Raw genomic sequence first — 24637 nt, 5'->3', positions numbered from 1 at the left:
GGACAGGCGGCCACCGCCCCCGTGCCCGGGGCGGTGGCCGCCGCCTTTTCACACCCGGACCCCGGCCAGCGCCAACTCCCGCCCCCGCCAGCGGCGGCGCAGCCAGCGGTCGTGCCCCGCCAGCACCACCGCCCCCGGGCCGCCGGAGCCGATCGCCTCCTCCAACTCGTCGCACAGCAGCGGGGAGAGGTGGTTGGTCGGCTCGTCCAGCAGGAGGAGCCGGGGCGGCCGGGCCACCAGCAGGGCCAGCGCGAGCCGGCGGCGCTGCCCCACCGAGAGCGCCCCGACCGGGCGGTCCAGGTCGGCCGCCGCCAGCAGGCCGAGCGCCGACAGCGGCACCCGCTCCGCCGCCTCGGCCCCCACCGCCCGCGCGTAGGTCGCGCGGGCGGTGCGGTCCGGACGGGCGAACACGGTGTCCTGCGCGAGCAGGCCCACCGTCAGGCCCGGCCGCCGCCGCACCTCGCCCGTGACGGCCGGGGGCGGGAGCGAGGTCGGGGACGGCCCGCAGGCCAGCACCGCCAGCAGCGTCGACTTGCCCGTCCCGTTGCCGCCGGTCACCAGCAGCCGGTCCCCGTCGGCGAGTTCGAACGAGAGCGGGGCCAGCCGCCCCGGGACGCCGACCCCGAGCAGGGCGACCAGCGGGCCGGACTCCGCCGCCGTTTCCGGGGACGGTGCCGGGGACGGGTGCGCGGGCGGCGGGGTGAAGCGCAGCGGCGCGGGGGGTTCGGCGACCCGGGTCCGCTCCAGCTCCGCCAGCCGGCGGGACGCGTCGCGCACCCGCCGGGAGACCTGCTGCTGCACCCGGCCGGCCCGGTGCCCGTACCCCATCTTCTCGTTGTCCGTCCGGCCCCGGTCCGGGGCGACCCGGTGCGCGGTCACCCCCGCCGAGTGCCGCAGCCGCTCCGACTCCTCCCGCTCCTCGGCCCAGCGGCGCTCCCAGCGGGCCCGGGCGGCCCGCTTCGCGGCCAGGTAGTCGAGGTAGCCGCCGCCGAAGCGCACCGGCCCGTCCGCCGCCGGATCCAGGTCGAGCAGGTCGGTGCAGACCGCCTCCAGGAACGCCCGGTCGTGGCTGGCGACCACCACCGTGCCCGACAGGTGGCGGAGTTGGTCCTCCAGGAAGGCGGACGCCGCGTCGTCCAGGTGGTTGGTCGGCTCGTCCAGCAGCACCGCCGAGGGGCGGCGCACCAGCAGCGCCGCCAGCGCCAGCCGCCCGCGCTGCCCGCCGGAGAGCGAGCCGAGCGCGCGCCCCGGCCCGAGGCCGGACAGGCCCAGGCCGTCCAGCACCAGGGCCGCCCGGCGGTCGGCGTCCCAGGCGCCGCGCTCCTCGGCCAGTTCGAGGCGCCGCCCGTACTCCGCCAACAGGCCCGGCAGGGACGGGTGTTGCTCGGGCAGGGCGGCCAACTCGGAACCAAGGCGATCCAGTTCCGCCAGGTCGGTGCGGGCCTCGCGCAGCGCCTCGTCCAGCACCGAGGCGAGCGTCGCGGTCGCGTCGAACGGCAACTCCTGGTGCAGGAAACCGAGATCGGCGGGCCGGACGACGCTGCCCGCGTCGGGCTCGTCGATCCCGGCGAGCACCCGCAGCAGCGTCGACTTGCCGCAGCCGTTCTCGCCGATCAGGCCGATCCGGCGGCCCGGCGCGGCCGTCAGCGACAGCCCGTCCAGCACCCGGCGGCCGCCCAGGACCCGGACCACCTCGTGCGCGACCAGCGCCGTCACGCCGCCACCTCCGTCAACTGCCCGTCCGCCAGCAGCAGTCGGCGCCCGACCCCGATCTCCGTCAGGAACCGCTCGTCGTGGCTGACCACCACGAACGCGCCCCGGTACGCCTCCAGGGCGCTCTCCAACTGGCCCACGCCCACCAGGTCCAGGTTGTTGGTCGGCTCGTCCAGCAGCAGCAACTTCGGCGCCGGCTCGGCGTACAGCACGCACGCCAGCGTCGCCCGCAGCCGCTCGCCGCCCGACAGCACCCGCACCGGCAGGTGCGCGCCCGCACCCCGGAACAGGAAACGGGCCAGCAGGTTCATCCGCTCCGCCTCCGGCCGCTCCGGCGCGGAACGGGCGAAGTTCTCCGCCACCGAGAGGGCGTCGTCCAGCAGGTCCAGCCGCTGCGACAGGTACGCCACCCGGCCCTCGCCGCGCCGCGACTCCCCGCCCGCGAGCGGCAGGTCACCGCCGACCAGCCGCAGCAGGGTGCTCTTCCCGGCGCCGTTCGCCCCGGTCAGCGCGATCCGCTCCGGCCCCCGGACGACCAGGTCCACCCCGCCGGGTCCGAACAGCTCCCGGTCGCCCAGCCGGGCCCGCATCCCCGTGCCGTGGAACAGCGTCCGCCCCGCCGGGACGTGCGTGTCCGGCAGCTCCAGGCTCAGCCGCTGCTCCTCGCGCACCGCCCGACCCGCCTCGTCCAGCCGGGCCCGCGCCTCGTCCACCCGCGCCGCGTGCACCTGTCCCGCGCGGCCCGCCGACTCCTGCGCGCCGCGCTTCATGGTGCCCGCGAAGATCTTCGGCAGGCCCGCGCTCTTCAGGTTCCGCGCCGCGTTGCCCGCCCGCCGGTCGGCCCGCTCGCGGGCCTGCTGCAACTCGCGCTTCTCCCGCTTCAGGTGCTGCTCGGCGCTGCGGACGTTGCGCTCCGCGACCTCCCGCTCCGCCCGCACCGCCTCCTGGTACGCGGTGAAGTCGCCCCCGTACAGCCGCAGTTCACCACCGTCCAGCTCGGCGATCCGCTCCATCCGGTCCAGCAACGCGCGGTCGTGGCTGACCAGCAGGACGGAGCCGTTGAAATCGGTGAGGACGTCGTACAGGCGCTGCCGGGCGGCCGCGTCCAGGTTGTTGGTCGGCTCGTCCAGCAGCAACACGTCCGGGCGGCGCAGCAGTTGGGCCGCCAGGCCGAGTGAGACCACCTGGCCGCCGCTGAGCGTGCCCAGGCTCCGGTCCAGCGCGAGACCGCCCAGGCCGAGGCGGTCGAGCTGGGCGCGGGTGCGCTCCTCGACGTCCCAGTCGTCGCCGATCACCGCGAAGTGCTCCTCCGCGACGTCACCCGACTCGACGGCGTCCAACGCCCGGATCACGGCGTCGACGCCCAGCACCTGGGCCACGGTCAGCCCCGCCGTCAACGGCAGGCTCTGCGGCAGGTACCCGAGCGTCCCCGAGACGCTCAACGACCCGGCCGTGGGCCGGAGTTCACCGGCGACCAGCCGCAGCAGGGTCGACTTGCCGGAACCGTTCGGCGCGACCAGGCCGGTCCGGCCCGGCGGCAGGCTGAACGACAGGTCACGGAAGACCGGAGTGTCGTCCGGCCAGGAGAAGGACATGCGGGAGCAGACGACGGCGACGTCGGACACGGTGAGACCTCGAAGGGTGCGGAACGGGCAGGGGCATGGTCAACCGCCGCTGCCCGAAAGATGGCTGGGGGAGTGGGAGAAAAAGGGGACGACGAAACGGACCACTCCGGCAGCGCTCCTGTGCGCCGGCCGGTGGCCGTCAGGACCGGGTCTCACCCGGAGATGTCGTCGTCACCCGCCACTTGCCTGTCCCTCTTCCACGATGTCCGCGGTGTCCGCGAAGTCCGCGGTACGCGTGCGCACCTGTTGCGCCGATCCGACTGTAACAGGCCGTCCGGCGCCGCCGGAGGCACCGGCGCCGCCGGAGCGCCGGAACGGGACGGACGGGGTCGGGCACCGCGCCCCGGGCAGGGGGGAGGGCGCGGTGCCCGACGGGCACCCTGCCGGGTCGGGGTGGGGCCGCCGGGGAAGGGCCCGGACCCGGCAGGGTCGGGGACGCACGGGCGGTGGGGGACGCCCGTGCGCCGGGTTCAGGGGGTGCCGGAGGCGGACCGGCCCTCGCGTGCCATGGTGTCCTGCCCACCTCCTCGGTGCGCGCAACCGGCGTGCGCACGTACCGGAGACCCCGCCCGGCGCCCCCCGATAACAGAAATTCCGCCCCGGACCGGAGATTTCTGTTGGCGACCGCCCCCGCCGACGGTCTCCCAGGACGGAGAACGCCCCGCGGAAGCCGATCCGCGGAGAACACCACCGCCCCACGCAGAGGAACACGCCCATGCCGCACACCAGACGCAGTGGACCCGACGCCGCAACGGTGGCGGCGGCCCGGGCCGGCGACCGGCGCGCCCTGGAGGAACTGGTGGCCCAGAGCCTGCCGCTGGTCTACAACATCGTCGGACGGGCGCTCGACGGCCACGCCGACACCGACGACGTCGTACAGGAGACGCTGTTGCGCACCCTCCGCGGCCTGCCCGACCTGCGGGACCCCGCCGCCTTCCGGTCCTGGCTGGTGGCCATCGCCGTCCGGCAGGTCCGCACCCGGCAGTCCGACCGCGCCGCCGCCCGCGACCGCTCCGCCCGGCTGGAGGACGCCGAGGCCATCCCCGACCCCGCCCTCGACTTCGCCGGCCTGACCGTGCTGCGCCTCGGACTCACCGCCCAGCGCCGCGAGGTCGCCGAAGCCACCCGCTGGCTCGACCCCGACGACCGCGAACTCCTCGCCCTGTGGTGGCTCAAGGAGACCGGCGAACTCGACCGGTCCGACCTGGTCGCCGCCCTCGGCCTCGGCCCCGGCCACACCGCCGTCCGGATCGGCCGGATGAAGAAGCAGCTCGAACTCTCCCGCCTGCTGGTCCGCGCCCTCGCCGCCGAACCCCGCTGCCCCGGCCTGACCGCCGCCACCACCGGCTGGGACGGCACCCCCGGCCCGCTCTGGCGCAAACGCCTCGCCCGGCACGTCCGCGACTGCCCGCGCTGCACCGAGGAACAGGCCGGGCTGCTCCCCGCCGAACGGCTGCTGTACGGCCTGCCGCTGCTGGCCGTACCGCCGCACCTCGACCCGGCCCGGATCGTGGACGCCCTCGGGGTCGCGGGCGGGTCCGGTGCGTCCGGCGGCGGGACGGGCGGGTCCGGTGCGCCCGGTGGCGGGGCGGGTGCGTCCGGTGGGCTGCGGGCCGCGTTCGCCAAGCCGGTGCTCGGCGGGGCGGCGGTGGCGCTGGCCGCCGTCGCCGTCCTGGTGGGCGCCGAGCTGACACCGAACCGGCCGGCCGCGCCCGTCGCCCCGGCCACGGCGGCGGGGGAGGCGCAGGCGCAGGCGGAGGCGGAGGCGGCCGGTCCACCGAGTCCGTCCGCGTCCGGGTCCGTCGCGCCGTCGCCTTCCCCACCGCCTTCCCCGTCCCCGTCCTCGTCCCCGTCGCCGTCGCCGTCCGCGGTGTCGTCCAAGCCCGTCGCCGCCGGGTCGGCGCAGCCGGGCGGGGTGGTCGCGTCCGCGCGCAAGGGCGTCGGGGTGTGGCGGTTCGACGGGGTGAGCCAGGCGCTCGCGGCCTCGGGGGCGGGCTGGTACTACACCTGGTCGACCCAGCACCCGGGGGTCACGACGCCCGCGGGGGCGTCGTTCGTCCCGATGGTCTGGGGCGCGGACGCGGTCACCGACACCGCGCTCGCCCAGGCCCGGGCCGGCGGCCCGTACCTGCTGGGCTTCAACGAGCCCGACATGGCCGCGCAGGCGAACATGACGGTCGACCGGGCGCTCGAACTGTGGCCGGAGCTGATGCGGACCGGGCAGGCGCTGGGCAGCCCGGCGGTCGCGTACGGGGCCGACACGCCCGGCGGCTGGCTGGACCGGTTCATGTCGGGCGCCGCCGCGAAGGGCTACCGGGTCGACTTCGTCGCCCTGCACTGGTACGGCGGCGACTTCCGCACCCCGCAGGCCGTCCAGCAGCTGACCGCCTACCTGGACGCGGTGTACCGGCGCTACCACAAGCCGATCTGGCTCACCGAGTACGCGCTGATCGACTTCTCGCAGGGCGCCCGCTTCCCCACCGCCGACCAGCAGGCCGCCTTCGTCACCGCCTCCGCGAAGGCCCTCGACGCGCTGCCCTACCTCCAGCGCTACGCCTGGTTCGGCCTCGGCGCGGACCCGGCGAAGCCCAGCAGCGGCCTGTTCACCGACGGCCGGACCCCGACCGCGGCCGGCCGCGCCTACCAGGCCGCCCGCTGAGCACCCGGCCGGTCCTCCGCCCGTCCGGGGGCCTCAGCCGAGCGGGTGCGGCGGGGGGCGGAAGCCGCCGAGGGGTCCCTCCAGGAGTTCGGCGAGGCGCAGCGGGGTGCGGTCCTCGTACCCCGGGCCGATCAGTTGGACGCCGACCGGGAGGCCCTCGGCGGACGGGCCGGTGGGGACGGCGGTGGCGGGCAGGCCGGGCATGGTGGCGAGGCCGGCCCAGACCAGTTGGTCCAGGTAGCGGTGGTCGGTGCCGTCGATGGTGATCCGGCGTTTCAGCAGGTCCGGGTCCTGGTGGTGCGGGAAGGCGGCGGTGGGGGTGACCGGGGCGACGACGACGTCGAACTCGGTGAACAGCCGCCGCCAGGCCCGCCGGTGGAGTTCGCGCCGGTGGTCGGCGGCCAGCCAGTCCCGGTGGGTGAGCGTCGCGCCGCGCAGCCGCGCGGCGTGCAGGCTGCGGTCGTCGGCGTGCAACCCGGCTGCCGCGACGCGCAGTTCCTCGTACGCGTCGGCGGGGAACCCGGCGGTGGCGACGGCGAACAGCAGCAGCATGTAGAGCTCGGCGGCCTCGACGAGGTCGGGCAGCAGCGAACCGTGCCGCAGCGGGTGGTGCCGCTCGACCCGGGCCCCGCCGGCGGCGAGCGCGTCGGCGACCCGGGCGACGCCCGCGCGGACGTCGGCGCCGGTCGGCAGCAGCGGGTGCTCGTCCAGCACCAACACCCGGAAGTCGCCCAGCCGTTCGTGCCGGGCGGGTGGGAGCACGGTGGTGTGCGCCAGGCCCAGGGTCAGCGGGTCCGGGCCGAGCAGCACGTCGAACAGCAGCGTCAGGTCGCGGGCCGACCGGGCCATCGGACCGGCCACGGCGAGCTCGACGTCCGCGGGCAGCGCGGGCGCGGACGGCGGGGTCATGCCGCGGGTGGGCAGCAGGTGCAGCGTCGGCTTGTGCGCGTGGACGCCGCAGAAGTGCGCGGGGGTGCGCAGCGAGCCGCCGATGTCCGAGCCCAGCGAGAGCGCGCCGAACCCGGCGGCCAGCGCCGCCGCCGACCCGCCGGAGGAGCCGCCCGGGGTGCGGTCCGGGTCCCACGGGTTGGTGGTGGTGCCGTGGATCTCGTTGTACGTCTGGATGTCCCGCAGTCCGAGCGGCACGTTGGTCTTGCCCAGCACCACCGCACCCGCCGCCCTCACCCGCGCCACCAGCAGCGCGTCCTGCGCCGCCCGGTGGCCGCGGAACTCCGGAACGCCCCAGGTGGTGGGCAGCCCGGCGACGTCGAACGACTCCTTCACGGTGACCGGCACCCCCAGCAGCGGCCGCCGCTCCCCCCGCCCCAGCGCCAGGTCCGCCTCCCGCGCCGAGGCCCTGGCCCGTTCGAAGTCCGGCGCGCAGACCGCGTTCACCACCCCGTCCATCCGCTCGATCCGCTCGATCGCGTGCTCGGTCAGTTCCACCGAGCTGACGTCCCCGGCCCGCAGGGCCGCCGTCAGCTCCTCGGCCGTCGCATAGGTCCACTTCTCCATGGACAGGACCGTACGTGCACCTCCGGAGGGGCACGAAACACCGATTCGGGCAAGGGAGTTCCCCTTCCGGGCGGACTGTTCCGCCGGCGGGCGCGGGCGTGGCGGCTCAGAGGCTGGTCTGGCCCTTCCGCAGCGGCAGCAGGCGTTCCTGGGGGCCGTTGCCGTCCTCCCAGTGCAGGCGGACGGTGAACCGGCGGTCGCCGCGGTGGTCGTCGCCGAGGGGGAGCCAGGGGAGGGGGTAGCGGCCGTCGCGGTCGATCCGGGCGAGCGGGAACTCGTCCGGACCGAGGTCGGCGAGCTCGACCGGATCGCCGTCGGCGGCGGTGAGTTCGATCCGGACGGCGGTCGCGGGGGCGGGGCCCCGGTTCCATATCACCAGGTGGTAGCCGGCCTCCCGGATCGTCTCGTCGGGGAGCTTCACCCGGGCGAACTCCGCGGTCCGGTGGAAGTACGCGGTGACCTCGGCGGCCCGGGACTCCCGTCCCCGGCTGCGGTACTGCTGGTACGCGGTGGCGGCGGACAGGGCCAGTGCGGCCAGTGCGATCACGGTGCCCAGCCAGGCGTTCATGCGGACGGATCCCCCTCTGTGCTGCTCGTCGTCCGGCGTCCCCGGGCGATCGACCCGCTCAGCGTAGGGGTGTGCGCCGACCGGGGGCGGCGCGGGCCGGGTGCGGTGCGCGGCGGCCGGTGCCGGGGCGGGGTCAGGGGAGGTCGTCGAGCGGGTGGTCGGCGGGGGCGGGGGTGTGCAGGCGGCGGAGGAAGGCGAGGACGCCGGTGGTGCCGGTGGCGTGACCGGGGGACTGGCGGACCAGGCTGGCGTCGGGGAAGACCGGGCGGTCGGCGGGGCCGACCGAGCGGGCCAGGACGAGGGCGGCGACGGTGTGCGCGGCGTCGTGGAACTCCGGTGCCCCGGGGGCGAGTCGGAGCATCAGGTCGCCGACTCCGGCCAGGCCGCAGCACTGGGTGACCAGCGGCATCCGGGGGGCCAGGGCGAGGCAGGCGCGGGCGCAGTCCTCGGCGAGGGCGCGGTGGGCGGGGTCGCCGAGCTGTGCGGCGGCGCGGGCCAGGACGGTGCCGATCCCGGCCAGGCCCCGGCACCAGGAGCCGTAGCGGCGGGTGGCGCCGGGGCGGGCGGCGGCGGTGAGCAACGCCGGTGTGGCGGCGGCGAGTCGGGCGCAGGCCCGGGCGGCGTGGCGGCGCGAGAGCGGGTCGCCGGTGGCGCGGGCGTGGGCGAGCAGGAAGTGGGCGACGCCCGCGTCACCGTGGGCGAGGCCCAGGGTGAGGGCGGCGTCGCCGGCCCGCGGGGTGGCGGGAGGGGTCAACCGGGCGTGCCCGTCGACGAGTTGGTCGCGGCAGGCGGTGGCGACGGCGAGGTGCCGTTCGGCGGCGGCCGGGTCGGCGCGGGCGAGCAGCAGGTGGCCGAGGCCGATCCCGGCGGCCCCGTCGATCAGGTCGGCCTCCGGCGCTCCGCCGTCCGCGCGGCGGGTCGGCAGGTCGGTCGCGGCCTCCGGCGGCGGTGTCCCGGCGGCGGTCAGGAACAGGTCGACGCCGACCCGTCCGCAGTACAACCCGGCCGGGAGGGTGCGCTGTTGGCGGGCCGTCCAGTCGGCGAGCGCCGCGACGGCGGCGGGCACGCCGGGGCGGTCCGGGTGCCGGACGAGCTCCAGTCCGAGCCCGGAGCTGCCGCCGTAGACGTCGAGCGGGGTGGGCACGCCGCTCCGCCCGGCCCGCGCCGGATCGGCGATCCGGTGCGCCTCGGCGACGCAGTACGCGACGGTGTGCTCGACGATCTCCGCCAGCCGGTCGGGAGGCAGCGCCGCCGTCCCGGCGCGCGGGGCGCGGTCACCCGGCCGGGAGGGGCGGCGGGCGAAGGCGAGCAGGCCGCCGGCGCGCAGCCGGTCCGCGCCGCGGGTCCGGGCGTCCGGGTCGGGGTCGGTCAACTCGGCGACCAGGGAGCGCAGTCGGCGGTTCTCCGGGCCGGGGAGGGCGAACTCCAGGCAGGTCAGGGTGCGTTCGCGGTCGACGGCGTGGTCGGGGTCGAGGACGACCGGGTCGAGGCCGGTGGCGGCGAAGTACAGGGTCATGCCGAGGGCGTGGTGGTCGTCGGCGGGCCGGGCGGGGGCCCCGGGGCGGTGGACGGGGGCGCTGTAGCCGGGGGTCGAGCCGTCCGGGCCGGTGCCGTGCCGGGCGCTGATGCCGAAGTCGACCAGGTGGCACCGGCCCCGGGCGTCGAGGACGACGTTGTCCGGCTTGAGGTCGCGCACCACCACGCCCCGCCGGTGGATCCCGTCCAGGACGTGCAGCAGGCGGACGGCGAGCCGGCCCGGGGCGGCGAGCGGGCCGCGCAGGTGCACCTCGCGGCGCAGGTCGCGGCTGCCGAGGTCCTCGGTGACCAGGTACTCGTCGGTGCGGTGGCGGAAGTAGTCGAGGGCGCGCGGGACGCCGGGGAGGCCGTCGAGCGCGGTGAGGACGGCGTGCTCGTTGCGGAGGCGGTCGCGGGCGTCGGAGCCGTCGACGTCCTCGGCGACGTGGGCACGGGCCTGCTTGACCACGACGGACCGCCCGGTCTCCCGGTCCACGGCGCGGTAGACGTTGCCCTGCGCCTTGCGGGCGATCCCGCCGGTCACCCGGTAGCGTCCGCCGCCGAAGCCGCCCGCGTCCCCGACGGCGGGAGCGCCGGAGTCGCCGGGGCCGCTGCGGTCGTCGGCCGGGGCGTTCGCGGGGCGGTCGGCGAACGGGTCCTCGGCCCACGGCGGGCAGCGGTACGCGGTGCCCGCCAGGCCGTCGAAGAGGCGCCCGTCGGGGCCGGTCATCACCGATTCGAGGCGCCCGCCGCGACCGGTCCGGTAGTCGCCGGTGAACGGCCCGTACCGGTAGTAGACCGGTGCGTCGGGGTCGAGGCGCCGGTCGCCGGTGACCGGCGGGCCTTCGTGGCCGCGCAGGGCGGCGGCCAACTCCGCGGCGAGCGGGAGGAGTTCGTCCGGCGGCGGATAGACGGTGATCGCCTTGCCGACCGAGGCGGCGTTGCGCGTACCGGAGTTGAGGGTCCGCAGCACCTCGGGGTCGCGGGCCCACTTGGCGTGGCAGACGTGGCGGGCCAGCACCGGCAGGACGAGGGCGAGGACGGCGTCCAGGGTCCCGGGGCGGGCGGAGACGTGGAGCTTCCAGCCGTGCTCCATCGCCGGCATCCGCGGATCGTTCAGGTACGACCAGGTGTCGTCGGACCAGGGGCGGCGACCGGCGATGGGCCCGGCCACCGTCAGGAGTTGAAGTCGCAGCCGACGCGGGTGGTCGCGGTGACCCACGGGTCGGCCAGACAGGCCGTGGGGTCGAGGTCGGTGCGGTCGTCGTCCTCGAACAGCAGGGTCTCGTCGTCCACGGCCAGCGGGCCGGCGTCGCGGATCGCGGTGGGGGTGGCAACGGGCATGTGACGCCTCCAGGTCTTGTCGCGCGTCCGGCGCGGCCGCGGGTTTGCGTCCGGCGCCGTGGACCGCCGGGCCCGATCGGGCCGAAGTCCTGGAGCACGAAGGTAGGCAGGAACGGTGCACCTGACAAGGGGGCGGACGGGCCGGTTCCGCACCGGCGGCCGGGCGGTGGGGCCGGTGGTGCGGACGGGACGGGAGGGGCGCGGGCCCGCTCGACCGGTCGAACTCCCCCGGGGTGGTGCGCACCGCTGCGGGCGGTGGGGTAGGAAGGCACCGACGGTCTTGTCGGGGAAGGGAGTCCGGGTGTCGGTGGCGGGGATCGACGTGGAGCGGGTGCGGCGGGAGACGGCGGGTGCCGGGCGGGTGGCGCACCTGAACAACGCGGGGGCGGCGCTGGCGCCCCGGGTGGTGGTGGACGCCGTGGTGGAGCACCTGCGGCTGGAGGAGGCGACCGGGGGGTACGAGGCGGCGGAGGCGCGGGCGGACCGGATCGAGCGGACGTACGACGCGCTGGCGCGGCTGGTCGGGGCCGGGCGGGAGGACATCGCGCTGGCGGAGAACGCCACCCGGGCCTGGGACATGGTGTTCCACGCGCTGCCCTGGGCGCCGGGCGACCGGATCCTGACCGGGCGGTCCGAGTACGCGAGCAACGCGCTGTCCTTCCTGCAGGCGGCCAGCCGCCACGGGGTGCGGGTCGACGTGGTGCCGGACGACGAGACCGGGCAGCTCGACGTGCAGGCGCTGCGCGCGATGCTCGACGAGCGGGTCCGGCTGGTCGCGGTCACCCACGTGCCGACCCAGGGCGGGCTGGTCAACCCGGCCGTCGAGATCGGGAAGGCGGCCCGCGAGGCGGGGGCGGTCTACCTGCTGGACGCCTGCCAGTCGGTCGGCCAACTGCCGCTCGACGTCGACGAGATCGGCTGCGACCTGCTCACCGCGCCCGGCCGCAAGTTCCTCCGCGGCCCGCGCGGCACCGGCTTCCTGTACTGCTCGCCGCGGATCCGGGAGCAACTGGAGCCGCCCTTCGTCGACCTGCACGCGGCGACCTGGACCGCCGCCGGCGACTACCGGCTGCGCGCCGACGCCCGCCGCTTCGAGAGCTGGGAGGCCGACTACGCGGCCCGGATCGGGCTCGGCGTCGCGGCCGAGTACGCCCTCGACCTCGGCCTCGACGCGATCGCGGACCGGGCCACCGGGCTGGGCGCGGCCCTGCGGGCCCGCCTGGGCGAGCTGCCGGGGGTGCGGCTGCACGACCTCGGCGCCCGCCGGTGCGCCATCGTGACCTTCACCGTCGCGGGCCGCGACAGTCGCGACGTCGCCCGCGTCCTGCGCGAGCGGGGCGTCAACGTCTCGGTCTCGCACGCCGAGTACGCCCGCTGGGACTTCGACCCGCGCGGCCTGGAGTCGGTCGTCCGGGCCTCGCCGCACTACTACAACACCGAGGACGAACTCGACCGCCTGGTAGGGGCGTTGCCCGCGCCGCAGGTCAACTGAGCTCGGCGGGAGAGTCGGAGGGGAGGGCGGCGGGGCGGCCGGCGATGCCGTGCAGGAGGAGGTCAGTGAGGGTGTCGACCACCTCGTCGTCGCCGTGGGCGGGTTGCCCGGTGGTGAGCAGGGCGTAGGAGAGCAGGCCGAGCATCGCGCCCATCGCCGGGGCGAGCAGGGCCGGGTCGCCGGGGAGCGGGCGGCCCTGCTCGCGCAGGTGGTCGAGGTGGTCCCGGATCACCTCGGTGTCCGAGGTGAGGCGCTGCCAGGCCCGGCCGGAGCGGGGGCCCTCGGCGACCATCGACTCGAACCGGGCGATGGTGACCGGCAGGTGGTCGCGCATCGCCTGCCAGGACGCGCCCAGGTGGGCGCGCAACTGCTCCCGGTCGCCCAGGTCGTGGTCGCGCGGGTGGACCTCGGCGACGACCTGCTCGCGGGCCTGGGCCCGGACGTCGTCGAGCAGCGCGCGCAGCAGTTCGTCCTTGTCGGCGAAGTGCGCGTAGAACGAGCCGGTGGCCCGCCCGGCCGCCGCGGTGATGTCGGTGATCTTCGTGTGGAGGTAGCCGCGCTCCACGAACTGCTCCCGGGCGGCCGCCAGCAGCGCCGCCCTGGTCTCCGCCGCCTGCGCCTTGCGCGTGCCCATCCTGTCCGGCCTCCCTTGACCCGCCGCTCGTGCGGACATCATACTGACGCCAGTTCAGTGAATAACGATTCATTGAACGTCTATTCAGTGAGGGGTGGGGGACATGAGGGCGGTAGTGGTCGGCGCGGGCGTGGCCGGCGCGGCGAGCGCGGTCGCGCTGCGCCGGATCGGCGCCGAGGTGACGGTGTACGAGGCCTACCCGGACCCGGCCGGACCGGTCGGCTCGTTCCTGGGCCTGGCCGTCAACGGCCTGCGGGCCCTGGAGGCGCTCGGCTGCCTGGACGCCGTGCGGGCGGCCGGCTTCGAGGTCGACCGGCAGCGGATGTGGTCGGGACGGGGCAAGCCGCTGGGTGACGTCCCGCGCGGCCGGACGGCGGACGACCCGCTGCGCAGCGTCACGCTGAAGCGGGCCGACCTGGTGGCGGCGCTCCGGGCGGAGGCGGTGCGGCTCGGTGCGCGGATCGTGGTCGGTGAACGGCTGGCCGGAGCGGCGGGCGGCACGCCGGACGGGAAGGAGGGCAGGCCGGGGAGCGGGGAGGTGGCGCGGGCGCTGGCCGGGACCGACCTGGTGGTCGGGGCGGACGGGCTGCGCTCGACCGTCCGGCGGATGCTCGACCCCGGCTGCCCCGAACCCGCGTACGCGGGGCTGTACGGGGTCGCCGGCGTCGCGGCGGCGGTGCCGGAGGCGGGGCCGGGGCGGACGTTCAACATGACCTTCGGGCGGCGCGGCACCTTCCTGCACCTGCCCGCGCCGGACGGCACGGTGTGGTGGTCCGCGCAGATCGCCGATCCGGTCGCGCCGACCGGGATCGGGCTCGGCGTCGAGGAGGTGGCCGAGCTGTTCGCGGCCGAGGCGGTGCCCCGGCGGATCCTCGGCGCGGCCGCGCGGATCGACGCGTCGACGCTGTTCCACGTCCTGCCGCCGGTGGCGCGCCGCCAGGACGGGCGGCGCGTCCTGGTCGGCGACGCCGCGCACCCGGTCGGCGCCGGACAGGGCGCGGCCATGGCCCTCGAGGACGCGGTGGCCCTGGCCCGGGCCCTGCACGCCGTGCCGGACGCGGCGCGCTCGGCCGCCGGCCGGGCCGCCGCGCTGGCCGCGTTCGACCGGGAGCGGTCGGCCCGCGCCGGGCGGCTCGCCCGCACGGCGACCGTCAACCGGGGCGCCAAGACGGCCGGCCCGCTCGCCGCCCGGGTGCGGGACGTGGTGATGCCGCTGGTGTTCCCCCGGGTCCACACCCGGGGCTCGGGCTGGCTGTACGACTACCGGCCGGGCGCGCTGCCCGCCGCGCTGCCGGACGTGCTGCCGGGCTGAGGCCGGGAGGGGCGGGACGGCCGGCCCCCGGGAGCGGGGACCGGCCGTCCGGCGGTGCGGTGCGCTGCGGTGCGGGTCAGCGGGCGCCGAGCAGGTGCTCGATGGCCAGCTGGTCGAGGCGCTCGAAGGCCATGCCGCGCTCGGCGGCGGCGGTGACGTCGAACTCCTCGAAGGCGGCCCGGTCGGCGAGCAGCGCGGCCAGGCCGTCGGCGGCGGTCGGCAGGGCGAGCTGGTCGAGGCGGGCGGCGCGCAGCGCGTCCTGCACCTCGGCGTCGGCGCGGAAGGCCAGGGCGCGCTCCTTGAGCAGCAGGTAGTTGCGCATGTTGCCGGCCGCGGACTCCCAGACGCCGGCGAAGTCCTCGGTGCGCGGCGGCTTGAAGTCGAAGTGCCGCGGGCCCTGGTAGTCGGACGACTCCAGCAGGTCGACCAGCCAGAACGCCTGCCGCAGGTCGCCCGCGCCGAACCGGAAGTCCTGGTCGTACTTGATGCCGGACTGGCCGTTCAGGTCGATGTGGAACAGCTTGCCCGACCACAGCGCCTGCGCGATGCCGTGCGGGAAGTTCAGGCCCGCCATCTGCTCGTGGCCGACCTCCGGGTTGAGGCCGACCAGCTCCGGGCGCTCCAGGCGCTCGATGAAGGCCAGCGCGTGGCCGATGGTCGGCAGCAGGATGTCGCCGCGCGGCTCGTTCGGCTTCGGCTCGATCGCGAAGCGCAGGTCGTAGCCCTGCTCCGTGACGTAGTCGCCGAGCAGGTCGAAGGCCTCCTTCAGCCGGTCCAGCGCGACCCGGACGTCCTTGGACGCGCCGTGCTCCGCGCCCTCCCGGCCGCCCCAGGCCACGTAGACGCTCGCGCCCAGCTCGACCGCGAGGTCGATGTTGCGGATGGTCTTGCGCAGCGCGTAGCGGCGCACGTCGCGGTCGTTGGCGGTGAACGCGCCGTCCTTGAACACCGGGTGGGTGAACAGGTTGGTGGTGGCCATCGGGACCCGCAGGCCGGTGGACTCCAGGGCGGCCCGGAAGCGCTTGACGATCGCCTCCCGCTCCGCGTCCGAGGAGCCGAACGGGACCAGGTCGTCGTCGTGGAAGGTCACGCCGTACGCGCCCAGGGCGGCCAGCTTCTCGACCGTCTCGACCGGGTCCAGGGCCGGGCGGGTGGCGTCGCCGAACGGGTCGCGGCCCTGCCAGCCGACCGTCCACAGACCGAAGGTGAACTTGTCGGCGGGGGTGGGGGAGAGCTGGCTCATCACGTACTCCAGAGCTGGGGGATCGACCGGTTGATCCGGACGGGGGCTATTCGTCAGGCCGAATGACAAATTAGTATGGCCGAGCCCGCGAGGGAAGCCCCCACGCGGAAACCCCGCCCGAAACACCCGCCCGAAGCCCACCCGCACCCCCGCCGAACAGCGCTTTCGCCCCGGCGGACCGGATCCGGCGGACCGGACGACCGCAGACAGGAGCACCCTCATGGCACACCCGCAGGTGGTGATCGGCGTCGACAGCTCGACCCAGTCCACCAAGGCCCTGGCCGTCGACGTCGAGACCGGACGCGTCCTCGGCGAAGGCCGCGCCCCGCACCTGGTCGACTCCCGGGCCGGCGGCCAGCAGAGCGACCCCGACCAGTGGTGGGACGCCCTGAACACCGCCGTCGCCGCCACCGGCTGGGCCGACCGCGCCGCCGCCCTCTCCGTCGGCGGCCAGCAGCACGGACTCGTCACCCTCGACGCCGCCGGACGGCCCGTCCGCCCCGCCCTGCTCTGGAACGACGTCCGCTCCGCCCCCCAGGCCGCCGAACTGGTCCGGACGTTCGGCGCCCACTGGTGGGCCACCGAACTCGGCAGCGTCCCCGGCGCCTCCTTCACCGCCGCCAAGTGGGCCTGGCTGCGCGCCACCGAACCCGGGCACGCCGACCGCACCGCCGCCGTCCGCCTCCCGCACGACCACCTCACCGAACGCCTCACCGGCACCGCCACCACCGACCGCGGCGACGCCTCCGGCACCGGCTGGTGGACCCCCGACGGCTACCACGCCACCGTCCTCGACCACATCGGGCTCGACCCCGCCCTGCTCCCCGCCGTCACCCCCGCCGGCACCCCCGCCGGCCACGCCCGCCCCGGCGGACCGCTGCGCCCCGGCACCCCCGTCGCCACCGGCACCGGCGACAACATGGCCGCCGCCCTCGGCCTCGGCCTCACCGCCGGCACCCCCGTGCTCAGCCTCGGCACCTCCGGCACCGTCTACACCGTCGCCCGCAACCGCCCCGCCGACCCCACCGGCACCGTCGCCGGCTTCGCCGACGCCCTCGACGGCTGGCTCCCGCTCGCCTGCACCCTCAACTGCACCCTCGCCGTCGACCGGATCGCCACCCTGCTCGGCCGCGACCGCCAGGACGTCGAACCCGGCGGCAGCGCCGTCCTGCTGCCCTACCTCGACGGCGAACGCACCCCCGCCCTCCCGCACGCCAGCGGCCTGCTGCACGGCCTGCGCCACGACACCACCCCCGGCCAGCTGCTCCAGGCCGCCTACGACGGCGCCGCGTACTCGCTGCTCGCCGCCCTCGACGACGTCCTCGCCGTCGACGGCCCCGACGCCGCCGACCCCGACGCCGCCGACCCCGAGCGGCCGATCCTGCTGATCGGCGGCGGCGCCCGGGGCCGCGCCTGGCAGGACACCGTCCGCCGGCTCTCCGGCCGCCCCGTCCAACTGCCCGCCGCCCGCGAACTGGTCGCCCTCGGCGCCGCCGCCCAGGCCGCCGCGCTACTCACCGGCGAACGCGCCGACGCCGTCGCCCGCCGCTGGGGCACCGCCGACGGCCCCGTGCTGCCCGCGCTGGCCCGGGACGACGCGGCGCTCGAACGGATCGCGACTACCATTTCGCAGGCGGCCGCCCTGCAGGGGGACGGCGCCCACTGACGGTCCACCGGCCCGGGCCGCCCACCACGGCGGCCCGGGCGGCCCGGGACCGACCGGGCGGACCGGCGAGCGGCGAGCGACCGACGACGAGCAGCGAGGGACGGGCAGACGTGACAGAGGACGGGCAGCAGCAGCCCGCCGGCGGCCCCGCGGCCCGCCGCGGCCCCGCCTCCCAGCAGGACATGCGGCGGCAGAACCTCGCCCTGGTGATGCGGACCGTCGTCGACGCCCACCCGCTCTCCCGCGCCGACGTGGCCGGCCGCACCGGCCTGACCCGCACCGCCGTCTCCAGCCTGGTCGACGAACTCATCGGCGGCGGACTGCTGTTGGAGGGCGAGCTGGAGCGCAGCGGCCGGGTCGGCCGCCCCGGCCGGGCCCTCGTCCCGAACGGCGACGGGCCGGCCGGGCTCGGCCTGGAGATCGGCGTCGAGCACCTCAGCGCCACCGTCCTCGACCTGCGCGGCGAGGTCCGGGTCGCGCTGCACCGGGCCGCCCCGAACGCCGGGCGCTCCGCCGCCGAGACCCTCGCCGAACTCGCCGAACTCGCCGAGCAGGCCGAGCACGAGGCCGTCGGACTCGGCCTGCGGGTGGTCGGCCGGGTGCTCGCCGTGCCCGGCAGCGTCCCGCTCGACAGCCCGGGCAGCCGGGTCGAGCACGCCCCCAACCTGGGCTGGCGGCAGGTCGACGTCGCCGAGCTGTGGCCCGGCCCGGGCAGCGCCCCCGCCGTCGAGAACGAGGCCAACCTCGGCGCGCTGGCCGAACTCTGGCAGGGCACCGGCAGCGGCACCTTCGTGCACGTCTCGGCGGGCGAGGGCATCGGCAGCGCGCTCGTCCTGGACGGGCGGCTGTTCCGCGGCGTGCTGGGCTTCGCCGGCGAGCTCGGCCACCTCACCGTCCGCCCCGGCGGCCGCACCTGCTCCTGCGGCGCCCGCGGCTGCCTCGAACCGTACGCGGGCCTGGCCGCGGTGCTCCGCTCCGCCGGGGTCGCCGAGCAGCCGGACGAACCGGCCGACGCCCAGGCCGAACCGGCGGCGGGTCAGGAGGTCGACCCGATCGCCGAGTTGGCCCGCCGGGCCGAGGCCGGGGACGCCGACACCCGGCGCGCGCTGGGACACGCGGGCACCGCGCTCGGCACCGCGCTGGCCGCCGCGGTCAACCTGGTCGACCCCGCCACGCTCGTCCTCGGCGGCGCCTACGCCGACCTCGCGCGGTGGCTGCTGCCCGCGATGCGCGAGGAGCTGACCGCGTCGGTCCGGGTCCGCCCCTGGCCCGAAGAGGCCCTGCGCGCTTCGCCGTTGGGCCGCCGGGGCCCCGTGCTCGGCGCGGCCCTGGTCACCGTCCGCCGCCTGCACACCGACCCGGCGGCGCTCTGGCTGCCGGAGGCCGGCTGAGCCGACGGCGCGTGGACGTGCGACGGCGGGGCCCCGGACGGGACCCCGCCGTCGTGCTGACGACCGCTGCCGGGCCGTCCGAACGCCCGGGAGGTCAAGGCGGTTCGGCGGTCACCCGGTCCGGCGGATTCAGCGGTGGGCGCCCTTGCGGCGGCGCGAGACCAGGTAGCCGCCCGCGCCGAGCAGCGCGACGCCGGCCACCGTGGTGCCGATCACGCTGGCACCGGTGAAGGCCAGGCTGTCCTCCTTCGGACCGCCGCCGGTGGTGGCCGACGCGCTCGGCACGGCCGCCGGGCCGGAGGTGCTGACCGAGGGGCTCGGGGTGGCCGAACCGCTCGGCGAGGCGGAGGCGCTCGCGGACGGGCTCGGCGAGGCCGAGGCGGAGGCGGAGGTGGACGCGGAGGCCGAGGGGGACGGCGACGCCGAACCCTTCGGGCTCTCGGACGCCGAGGGCTTCGGGCTCTCCGGCGTCTTCGGCGGGGTGCTCTCGGTCACGCTCGACGGGCAGGTGTGCGAGAGGTTGAACTTGGTCTGCTCGCCGCCCCGCACCTCGGCCACGGCCGAGACGAGCGTGGCGCCCTTGGCGGACCCCACGTAGGCGTGCTTGCCGGCCGGGTTGCCGGGGAAGCTGGTGACGACCTGCTGGCCGCCCGGCTCGAAGGTCACGGTGAGCTTGACGAAGTCGGCGTCGTTGCCCGGGAGGACGAAGTGCCAGCCGTCCTGGGTAGCCGGGATGTCGGCACAGGTCTTCTCGTGCTCGCCGCCGAAACCGGCGGCGGTGACCGGGACGGCCTGCCGCAGCTGCGAGGTGTAGACGCCGCTGGAGGCGAACGCCGAACCGGCGGCCGGCGCGGCGGATATCAGCCCGGCGGCGGCCACGACGGCGGCCGCGCGGAGGGCTATGGATCGGTGCATGTGCTACCTGTCCACTCTTCGGTGCTGGGTGAGTTTCGGCCACGGGGGACCCGTGGCGGCCCAAATCTCTCCATCGGGCGAGGTTCCGGTCAAGTCCTGCGACGAAGAGCGGAACGGACCGGGCGGCGGGATCCGCTCCGGAATCCCGCCGCCCGCGCCGCCCGCGCCGTCAACCCGCCCACGGCGCGGGGTGTTCGGCGGTTGCGCACGTCAGCCGAGGGCACGGCGGACGCGCCCGCCGGACCGGCTCAGCGGTGCGCACCCCTGCGGCGGCGCGACACCAGGACGGCGCCCGCGCCGACCAGGCCCAGGCCGATCACGGTGGTGCCGACCACGGTGGTGCCGGTGAACGCCAGGCTGTCCTGCTCCGGCGCGGCCGGGGCCGGCGCCGAAACGGGCGGCACGGCGGCCGGGGTGCTGCCGGACGGCGCCGGGACGGCCGGCTCCGAAGCGGAGGCGGACGGCGCGGCACTGGTCGAGCCCTGCCCCGAGGGAGTGCCGGACGGCCGCTCCGACGGGCTCTGCGAGGCCTTCGGGCCCTCGCTCGGCGACGCGGACGCGGACGCGGAAACAGAGGCGGACGCCGACGGGCTCGGATTGTGCGACGGCGACGGCGACGGCGAGGTCGAGACCGACGCGGACGGGGAGGCGCTGGCGGACGCCGACGGGCTCTCCGGGGTCTTCGGGCTCTCGCTCGGCGACGCGGAGGGGCTTGCGGAGGTCTCGGGGCCCTCGCTCGGCGACGCGGACGCGGACGGCGACGCGGACGCGGAGGTGGAGGCGGACGCCGACGGGCTCGGGCTCTGCGACGGCGACGGCGAGGCCGAGACCGACGCCGACGGGGAGGCGGACGGGGAGGCGCTGGTGCTCGGCGAGGCCGACGGCGAGGAGCTGGCGCTCGGCTTGGCCGAGGTGCTCGGCGACGGCGACGGCGACGGGGTGGTCTCCGTCGTGGTCGCCGGGCAGGTGTGCGACAGGTTGAAGTTCAGCTTCTTCGCGTCGCCGCCGGTCACCTCGGCGACGGCCGAGGTGAGCTTGGCGCCCTTCGCCGAACCGGCGTAGGCGTGCTTGCCGCTGGGCGGACCGAAGTGGGTGATGACCTGCTGCCCGCCGGGCTGGAAGGTCAGGGTCAGCTTGACGAAGTCGGTGTCGTTGCCCGAGAGGACGAAGTGCCAGCCGTCCTGGGTGGCCGGAATGCCGTTGCACTCGCCGCGACCCTTGAACTCGGTGGCGGAGATCGGCAGATCCTTGCTCTGGTGCAGGTTCACGGAGTACGTGCTCCCGCTGGAGGCGAACGCCGTGTAGAGGGCCGGCACGGTTATCAGTCCCACGGCGGCCGATATCGCGGCCACGCGGAAGGCTCTGGGATTGCGCATGGGCTACCCACTCACTGGTGCATGGGATGGGAACAAGCCACGGAGAGCCCGGGGCGGCTCAAACTGTCCCGTCCGGGTAATGGGGAGGTCAAGTCTCCTGACGGCGCATCTGACCGGTTATGGGAGGCATGTCCGCATCTGCCGCACTACAACGATCCGATGAACCTGTCCAGGACGATCGGGTGCCGGGCTCGTGGAGGACGGGTGAGCGGCCCCTGGCACGATCGGACCATGCCGTTCCGCCTCCCCCTCCTGTCGCGCCGCCGCCCATCGCCCGCGCCCGACGTCGCCCGCGTCAGCCCGGTGGCCTTCCCCTGCCTGCTGGTCGACGACGACGGCATGCTGCTGACCTGCGCGGACGACGCCGAACTCCGCGCGGTGACCGAGGACGAGCACCTCGACGAGATCACGGTCGCCTACGACGCCTCGGCCCACCCGCTGGAGGTCCACCTGCTCGGCGCCGGCACCCGGCAGCCGGTCGCCGCCCTGCGCCGGACCGGCGATCCGCGGCCGCGCGAACTCGCCGCGCACGTACGGGCCCACTTCCGGCACTGGACCGACGGCCGGCCCCCGGCCGACGCGGGGCTCGACACCCCGCACCCCGACGTCGCGCTGATCGCCGCGGCCGTCGACGGCACCCGGCTGCGCCGCCGCCGGCGCCCCTGAGGAACGGACGGCCGGACGCGGGCGGCCGGGAGGTGGTTCCACCGGTGGCCGGACGCGTGGTGCTGGGCGGGTGCGTCCGGCCACCGGGGGCTGGGGGAGGGGGAGTTCGGGCCGGTCAGGACGGGAGGGGGACCGAGCGCAGGCCGCGGGCGGTGAGCGCGGCCAGGACGGCGGGCAGCGCGGTGACGGTGTTGCGGTTGCCGTGGTCGTGCAACAGGACGGTGGCGCCGGGCCGGGCCGAGGCCACGGCGGCGGCCACCTCGGCGGGCGGTACGCCGTCCCAGTCCCGGGTGTCGACGTCCCAGAGCACCTCGGTCAGGCCCGCGTCGGCGACGAGCCGTCGGACGTCCGGGCCGGTGGCGCCGTAGGGCGGGCGGAACAGGGTGGGCGGGCGGCCGGTGAGCTCGGTCAGGATCGCGTTGGTGGTGTGGATCTCGTCCCGGCGGGCGGTGGGCGGCAGGTCCGGCAGGACGGGGTGCGACCAGGTGTGGTTGGCGATCCCCATGCCGGCCCGGTCGAGGGCGCGGACCAGGTCGGGACGGCGGCGCGCCTGCTCGCCGCAGAGGAAGAAGGTGGCGCGGTGGCCGGCCCCGGTGAGCGCGTCGAGCAGGGCCGGCGTGGAGTCCGGGTGCGGACCGTCGTCGAAGGTCAGCGCGAGGGTGCCGGGCGGCAGGGCCGGCCGCGCGGTGGCGGGCGCGGGTTCGGTCACGGCGCGTGCTCTCCCCTCCGGACGGTCGACCGGATCGAAAGTTTCGCCGATCGGCCGAATGTTACGGTGCGACTCGGACGACGGTAGGGGAGCCCGGCGGGGGCGTCAACCACTCCGCGCGGCCCGGAACGTCCGGACCGCGCGGGAGGGTCGGCGCCGGGCGGCGGCGCGGGGGAGGGGCGGGGGGAGGGGGTCAGGCGTCGGCGGGCGGCGGGGCGGTGCTGGCCCGGACGACCAGGCTGGTGGCGAGGTCGACCCGGGTCGCGGTGGGCTGCTCGCCGCGGCCGAGCCCGATGGCGAGCCGGGCGGCGGTCTCGGCCATCTCGATCAGCGGCTGGCGCACGGTGGTCAGCGGCGGGCCGACCCAGCGGGCCAGCGGCAGGTCGTCGAAGCCGACCACCGAGAGGTCCTCCGGCACCCGCAGGCCGAGTTCGCGGGCGGCCTCGTACACGCCGAGGGCCTGCAGGTCGTTGCCGGCGAAGATCGCGGTCGGCCGGTCGGGGCGGCCGAGCAGGGTGCGGGCGGCCGCGTAGCCGGCGTCGTTGTGGAAGTTGCCCTCGATGATCAGCTCCGCTTCGACCGGCAGCCGGGCGGTGCCCAGCGCGGTGCGGTAGCCGTCGACCCGGGCGCGGCTGCACATCATGTCGGACGGGCCGGAGATCATCCCGATCCGGCGGTGGCCCAGGTCGAGCAGGTGGCGGGTGGCGGCCAGGCCGCCCTGCCAGTTGCCGGTGCCGACGGCGGGCACCCCCTCGGCCGGGTCGCCGGCCGGGTCGAGCACCACGAACGGGATGTCCCGGCTGGTGAGTTGGTCGCGCTGGGCGGCGTCCAGCTCGGACAGCACCAGCACCACGCCGGCCGGACGGCGGGCCAGCACGCCGTCCACCCAGGTCTGTCCCGGGGTGAGCCGCCCGGCCGACTCGGACAGCACCACGCTCAGGCCCTCGTCCCGGGCGACGTTCTCCACCCCGCGGATCACCTCCATCGCCCAGGCGCTGTCGAGCTGGTGGAAGACCAGGTCGAGCAGCCGGGACGGCGGCGCGGCGCTCCGTCGGCGCTGGTAGCCGGTGCGGCGCAGGATCTCCTCGACCTTGGCCCGGGTCGCGGGCGCGACATCGGCCCGGCCGTTCAGCACCTTCGAAACTGTCGGCGCCGAGACGCCGGCCGCCCGGGCGATCTCCGACAGGGTCGGTGCGGGGTCGGGATCGAGTTCTGCAGCGCTCATGGCTCGGATAGTAGCGCCCCCGAGGGCCGGAAGCGGCCCGGTCGGCGACCCGGAAGTGCGCTGGTGGGAGGTTGTAGCGCCGTCGAAACATTCTCCGATCATCCGAAACATCCCGCCCGCTGGAGGGCGGAGCCGGTCGCCTCCCGTCGGTGCGGGCGCGGCGTGGCGGCCCGGGGCGGTCAGGCGGGCGGGAGCATCGCGCGGCGGCCGGGGGCGGCGGAGGACTGCATGGTCATCCCGCCGTCCACGACGAGGAGTTGGCCGGTGAGGTAGCGGGACTCGTCGGAGGCGAGGAAGACCATGGCGTGGGCGATGTCCTCGGGTTCGCCGAGGTAGGGGAGGGCGTTGCCGGCCTGCAGCGCGTCGATCACCGACTGCGGGAGGTTGTCGCGCAGCGCCGGGGTGAGGACGGCGCCCGGGGCGATCGCGTTGCAGCGCACGCCCTGCGGGCCGTACTGGACGGCGACGGACTTGGTGATGCTGACCACCGCGGCCTTGACCGCGCCGTACGCGGTCTGCGTGACGTCGCCGACCAGCGCGGCGACCGAGGCGGTGTTGACGACGGACCCGCCGCCGGCCCGGATCAGGTGCGGCAGGGCCAGTCGGGTGCCGATCAGGGTGGAGCGGACGTTGCGGGCGACCGCCCGGTCGAACTCCTCGAAGTCCATCCGGAGCAGGTCCAGGTCGCGGCGCGGGTCGGTGCCGCCGACGTGGTTGCACAGCACGTCGAGGGTGCCGAACTCGCGGACGGCGGTGGTGAACAGCTCCTCCAGCGACTCCTGGTCGGTGACGTCGACGGTGACCGGCAGGGCGGGCCGGCCGGCCGCCTCGGCCAGCCGGGCGGTCTCCTCGGCGGCCGCGCCGTCGTAGTCGGCGGCGACCACCAGGGCGCCCTGAGCGGCCATCAGTCGGGCGGCGGCGCGGCCGATGCCGCTGCCGGCGCCGGTGATCACCGCGACCTTGTCCTTGAGGCGTTCCATGGTGCGGGTCCTTCCGTGGTTCCTGGTCGACCCCCCGTCCATATGCATAGTACACAAGATGTGCATGATGCATATTCGAGTGCCGGGGG

20 protein-coding genes are annotated in these 24637 nt (G+C 76.3%); 7 read left to right on the top strand and 13 right to left on the bottom strand.

Going from position 1 to position 24637, the window contains the following annotated elements; translation table 11 throughout:
* Positions 1–48: 48 nt before the first annotated feature.
* Together ACZ3J7_RS15675 and ACZ3J7_RS15670 are read right to left on the bottom strand one after the other, a co-directional pair.
* Positions 49–1716 carry an ATP-binding cassette domain-containing protein gene (locus ACZ3J7_RS15675; RefSeq protein ID WP_465620919.1) on the bottom strand — a complete coding sequence of 556 codons (1668 nt, stop codon included), beginning with the start codon at positions 1714–1716 and terminating at the stop codon, positions 49–51.
* Positions 1713–3338 (bottom strand): ABC-F family ATP-binding cassette domain-containing protein, encoded by a 1626-nt coding sequence (locus tag ACZ3J7_RS15670; RefSeq protein WP_465620917.1) that lies wholly within the window; start codon positions 3336–3338, stop codon positions 1713–1715. The genes ACZ3J7_RS15675 and ACZ3J7_RS15670 overlap by 4 nt, the downstream gene beginning before the upstream one ends.
* Before the next feature lie 715 nt (positions 3339–4053).
* Here ACZ3J7_RS15670 and ACZ3J7_RS15665 point away from each other — a divergent pair.
* A complete protein-coding gene (locus tag ACZ3J7_RS15665) occupies positions 4054–5997 on the top strand; it encodes a sigma-70 family RNA polymerase sigma factor (RefSeq protein WP_465620916.1) in 1944 nt (647 codons plus the stop codon).
* Between the two features lie 33 nt (positions 5998–6030).
* On the opposite strand, the gene ACZ3J7_RS15660 is transcribed toward ACZ3J7_RS15665, so the two are convergent.
* The 4 genes from ACZ3J7_RS15660 to ACZ3J7_RS15645 form a co-directional block, all read right to left on the bottom strand.
* A complete protein-coding gene (locus ACZ3J7_RS15660; RefSeq protein ID WP_465620914.1) occupies positions 6031–7512 on the bottom strand; it encodes an amidase in 1482 nt (493 codons plus the stop codon).
* Between the two features lie 106 nt (positions 7513–7618).
* A complete protein-coding gene (locus tag ACZ3J7_RS15655; RefSeq protein ID WP_465620912.1) occupies positions 7619–8080 on the bottom strand; it encodes a hypothetical protein in 462 nt (153 codons plus the stop codon).
* Positions 8081–8213: 133 nt separating this feature from the next.
* A complete protein-coding gene (lanL, locus tag ACZ3J7_RS15650; RefSeq protein ID WP_465620910.1) occupies positions 8214–10769 on the bottom strand; it encodes a class IV lanthionine synthetase LanL in 2556 nt (851 codons plus the stop codon).
* 2 nt (positions 10770–10771) lie between these two features.
* Positions 10772–10939, bottom strand: a complete 168-nt coding sequence (locus ACZ3J7_RS15645) for an SflA family class IV lanthipeptide (RefSeq protein ID WP_014134222.1) — start codon at positions 10937–10939, stop codon at positions 10772–10774.
* A gap of 307 nt (positions 10940–11246) precedes the next feature.
* Here ACZ3J7_RS15645 and ACZ3J7_RS15640 point away from each other — a divergent pair, with 307 nt between their 5' ends.
* The gene (locus ACZ3J7_RS15640; RefSeq protein ID WP_465620907.1) at positions 11247–12431 is read left to right on the top strand and encodes an aminotransferase class V-fold PLP-dependent enzyme; all 1185 of its coding nucleotides are present in this window, start codon (positions 11247–11249) and stop codon (positions 12429–12431) included.
* On the opposite strand, the gene ACZ3J7_RS15635 is transcribed toward ACZ3J7_RS15640, so the two are convergent.
* Entirely contained in the window at positions 12424–13065 is a 642-nt protein-coding gene (locus ACZ3J7_RS15635; RefSeq protein ID WP_465620906.1) for a TetR/AcrR family transcriptional regulator, read from the bottom strand. The two genes, ACZ3J7_RS15640 and ACZ3J7_RS15635, sit on opposite strands and share 8 nt — an antisense overlap.
* A 103-nt stretch (positions 13066–13168) precedes the next feature.
* Between ACZ3J7_RS15635 and ACZ3J7_RS15630 the strand changes: the two genes are divergently transcribed.
* Positions 13169–14377, top strand: a complete 1209-nt coding sequence (locus tag ACZ3J7_RS15630) for an FAD-dependent oxidoreductase (protein WP_465620905.1) — start codon at positions 13169–13171, stop codon at positions 14375–14377.
* A gap of 76 nt (positions 14378–14453) precedes the next feature.
* Here the strand turns inward: ACZ3J7_RS15630 and xylA are convergent, their stop codons facing one another.
* Positions 14454–15620, bottom strand: a complete 1167-nt coding sequence (gene xylA / locus ACZ3J7_RS15625) for a xylose isomerase (RefSeq protein ID WP_465620904.1) — start codon at positions 15618–15620, stop codon at positions 14454–14456.
* A 220-nt stretch (positions 15621–15840) separates the two neighbouring features.
* On the opposite strand from xylA, the gene xylB reads away from it, so the two are divergent.
* Together xylB and ACZ3J7_RS15615 are read left to right on the top strand one after the other, a co-directional pair.
* Complete coding sequence (xylB, locus tag ACZ3J7_RS15620; protein WP_465620902.1) at positions 15841–17286, top strand: xylulokinase; 1446 nt, start codon at positions 15841–15843, stop codon at positions 17284–17286.
* Between the two features lie 110 nt (positions 17287–17396).
* The gene (locus tag ACZ3J7_RS15615; RefSeq protein WP_465620900.1) at positions 17397–18677 is read left to right on the top strand and encodes an ROK family protein; all 1281 of its coding nucleotides are present in this window, start codon (positions 17397–17399) and stop codon (positions 18675–18677) included.
* Between the two features lie 129 nt (positions 18678–18806).
* Here the strand turns inward: ACZ3J7_RS15615 and ACZ3J7_RS15610 are convergent, their stop codons facing one another.
* Both ACZ3J7_RS15610 and ACZ3J7_RS15605 read right to left on the bottom strand, forming a co-directional pair.
* A complete protein-coding gene (locus ACZ3J7_RS15610; protein ID WP_465620898.1) occupies positions 18807–19592 on the bottom strand; it encodes an LPXTG cell wall anchor domain-containing protein in 786 nt (261 codons plus the stop codon).
* Between the two features lie 248 nt (positions 19593–19840).
* Positions 19841–19996 carry an LPXTG cell wall anchor domain-containing protein gene (locus tag ACZ3J7_RS15605; RefSeq protein ID WP_465620896.1) on the bottom strand — a complete coding sequence of 52 codons (156 nt, stop codon included), beginning with the start codon at positions 19994–19996 and terminating at the stop codon, positions 19841–19843.
* Between the two features lie 10 nt (positions 19997–20006).
* Between ACZ3J7_RS15605 and ACZ3J7_RS15600 the strand changes: the two genes are divergently transcribed.
* Together ACZ3J7_RS15600 and ACZ3J7_RS15595 are read left to right on the top strand one after the other, a co-directional pair.
* A complete protein-coding gene (locus ACZ3J7_RS15600) occupies positions 20007–20654 on the top strand; it encodes a hypothetical protein (RefSeq protein ID WP_465620894.1) in 648 nt (215 codons plus the stop codon).
* A gap of 545 nt (positions 20655–21199) precedes the next feature.
* Positions 21200–21634, top strand: a complete 435-nt coding sequence (locus tag ACZ3J7_RS15595; RefSeq protein WP_465620892.1) for a hypothetical protein — start codon at positions 21200–21202, stop codon at positions 21632–21634.
* Between the two features lie 115 nt (positions 21635–21749).
* Here the strand turns inward: ACZ3J7_RS15595 and ACZ3J7_RS15590 are convergent, their stop codons facing one another.
* The 3 genes from ACZ3J7_RS15590 to ACZ3J7_RS15580 form a co-directional block, all read right to left on the bottom strand.
* A complete protein-coding gene (locus ACZ3J7_RS15590) occupies positions 21750–22343 on the bottom strand; it encodes a polysaccharide deacetylase family protein (protein ID WP_465620891.1) in 594 nt (197 codons plus the stop codon).
* Positions 22344–22536: 193 nt separating this feature from the next.
* The gene (locus ACZ3J7_RS15585) at positions 22537–23568 is read right to left on the bottom strand and encodes a LacI family DNA-binding transcriptional regulator (RefSeq protein ID WP_465620889.1); all 1032 of its coding nucleotides are present in this window, start codon (positions 23566–23568) and stop codon (positions 22537–22539) included.
* Between the two features lie 179 nt (positions 23569–23747).
* A complete protein-coding gene (locus ACZ3J7_RS15580; RefSeq protein ID WP_465620886.1) occupies positions 23748–24548 on the bottom strand; it encodes an SDR family NAD(P)-dependent oxidoreductase in 801 nt (266 codons plus the stop codon).
* Between the last annotated feature and the right edge of the window lie 89 nt (positions 24549–24637).

The sequence above is a fragment of the Kitasatospora sp. NPDC015121 genome (assembly GCF_055562955.1).
Note: the sequence above shows the minus strand (reverse complement) of the source record. Positions and strands in the feature narration are given on the sequence as shown.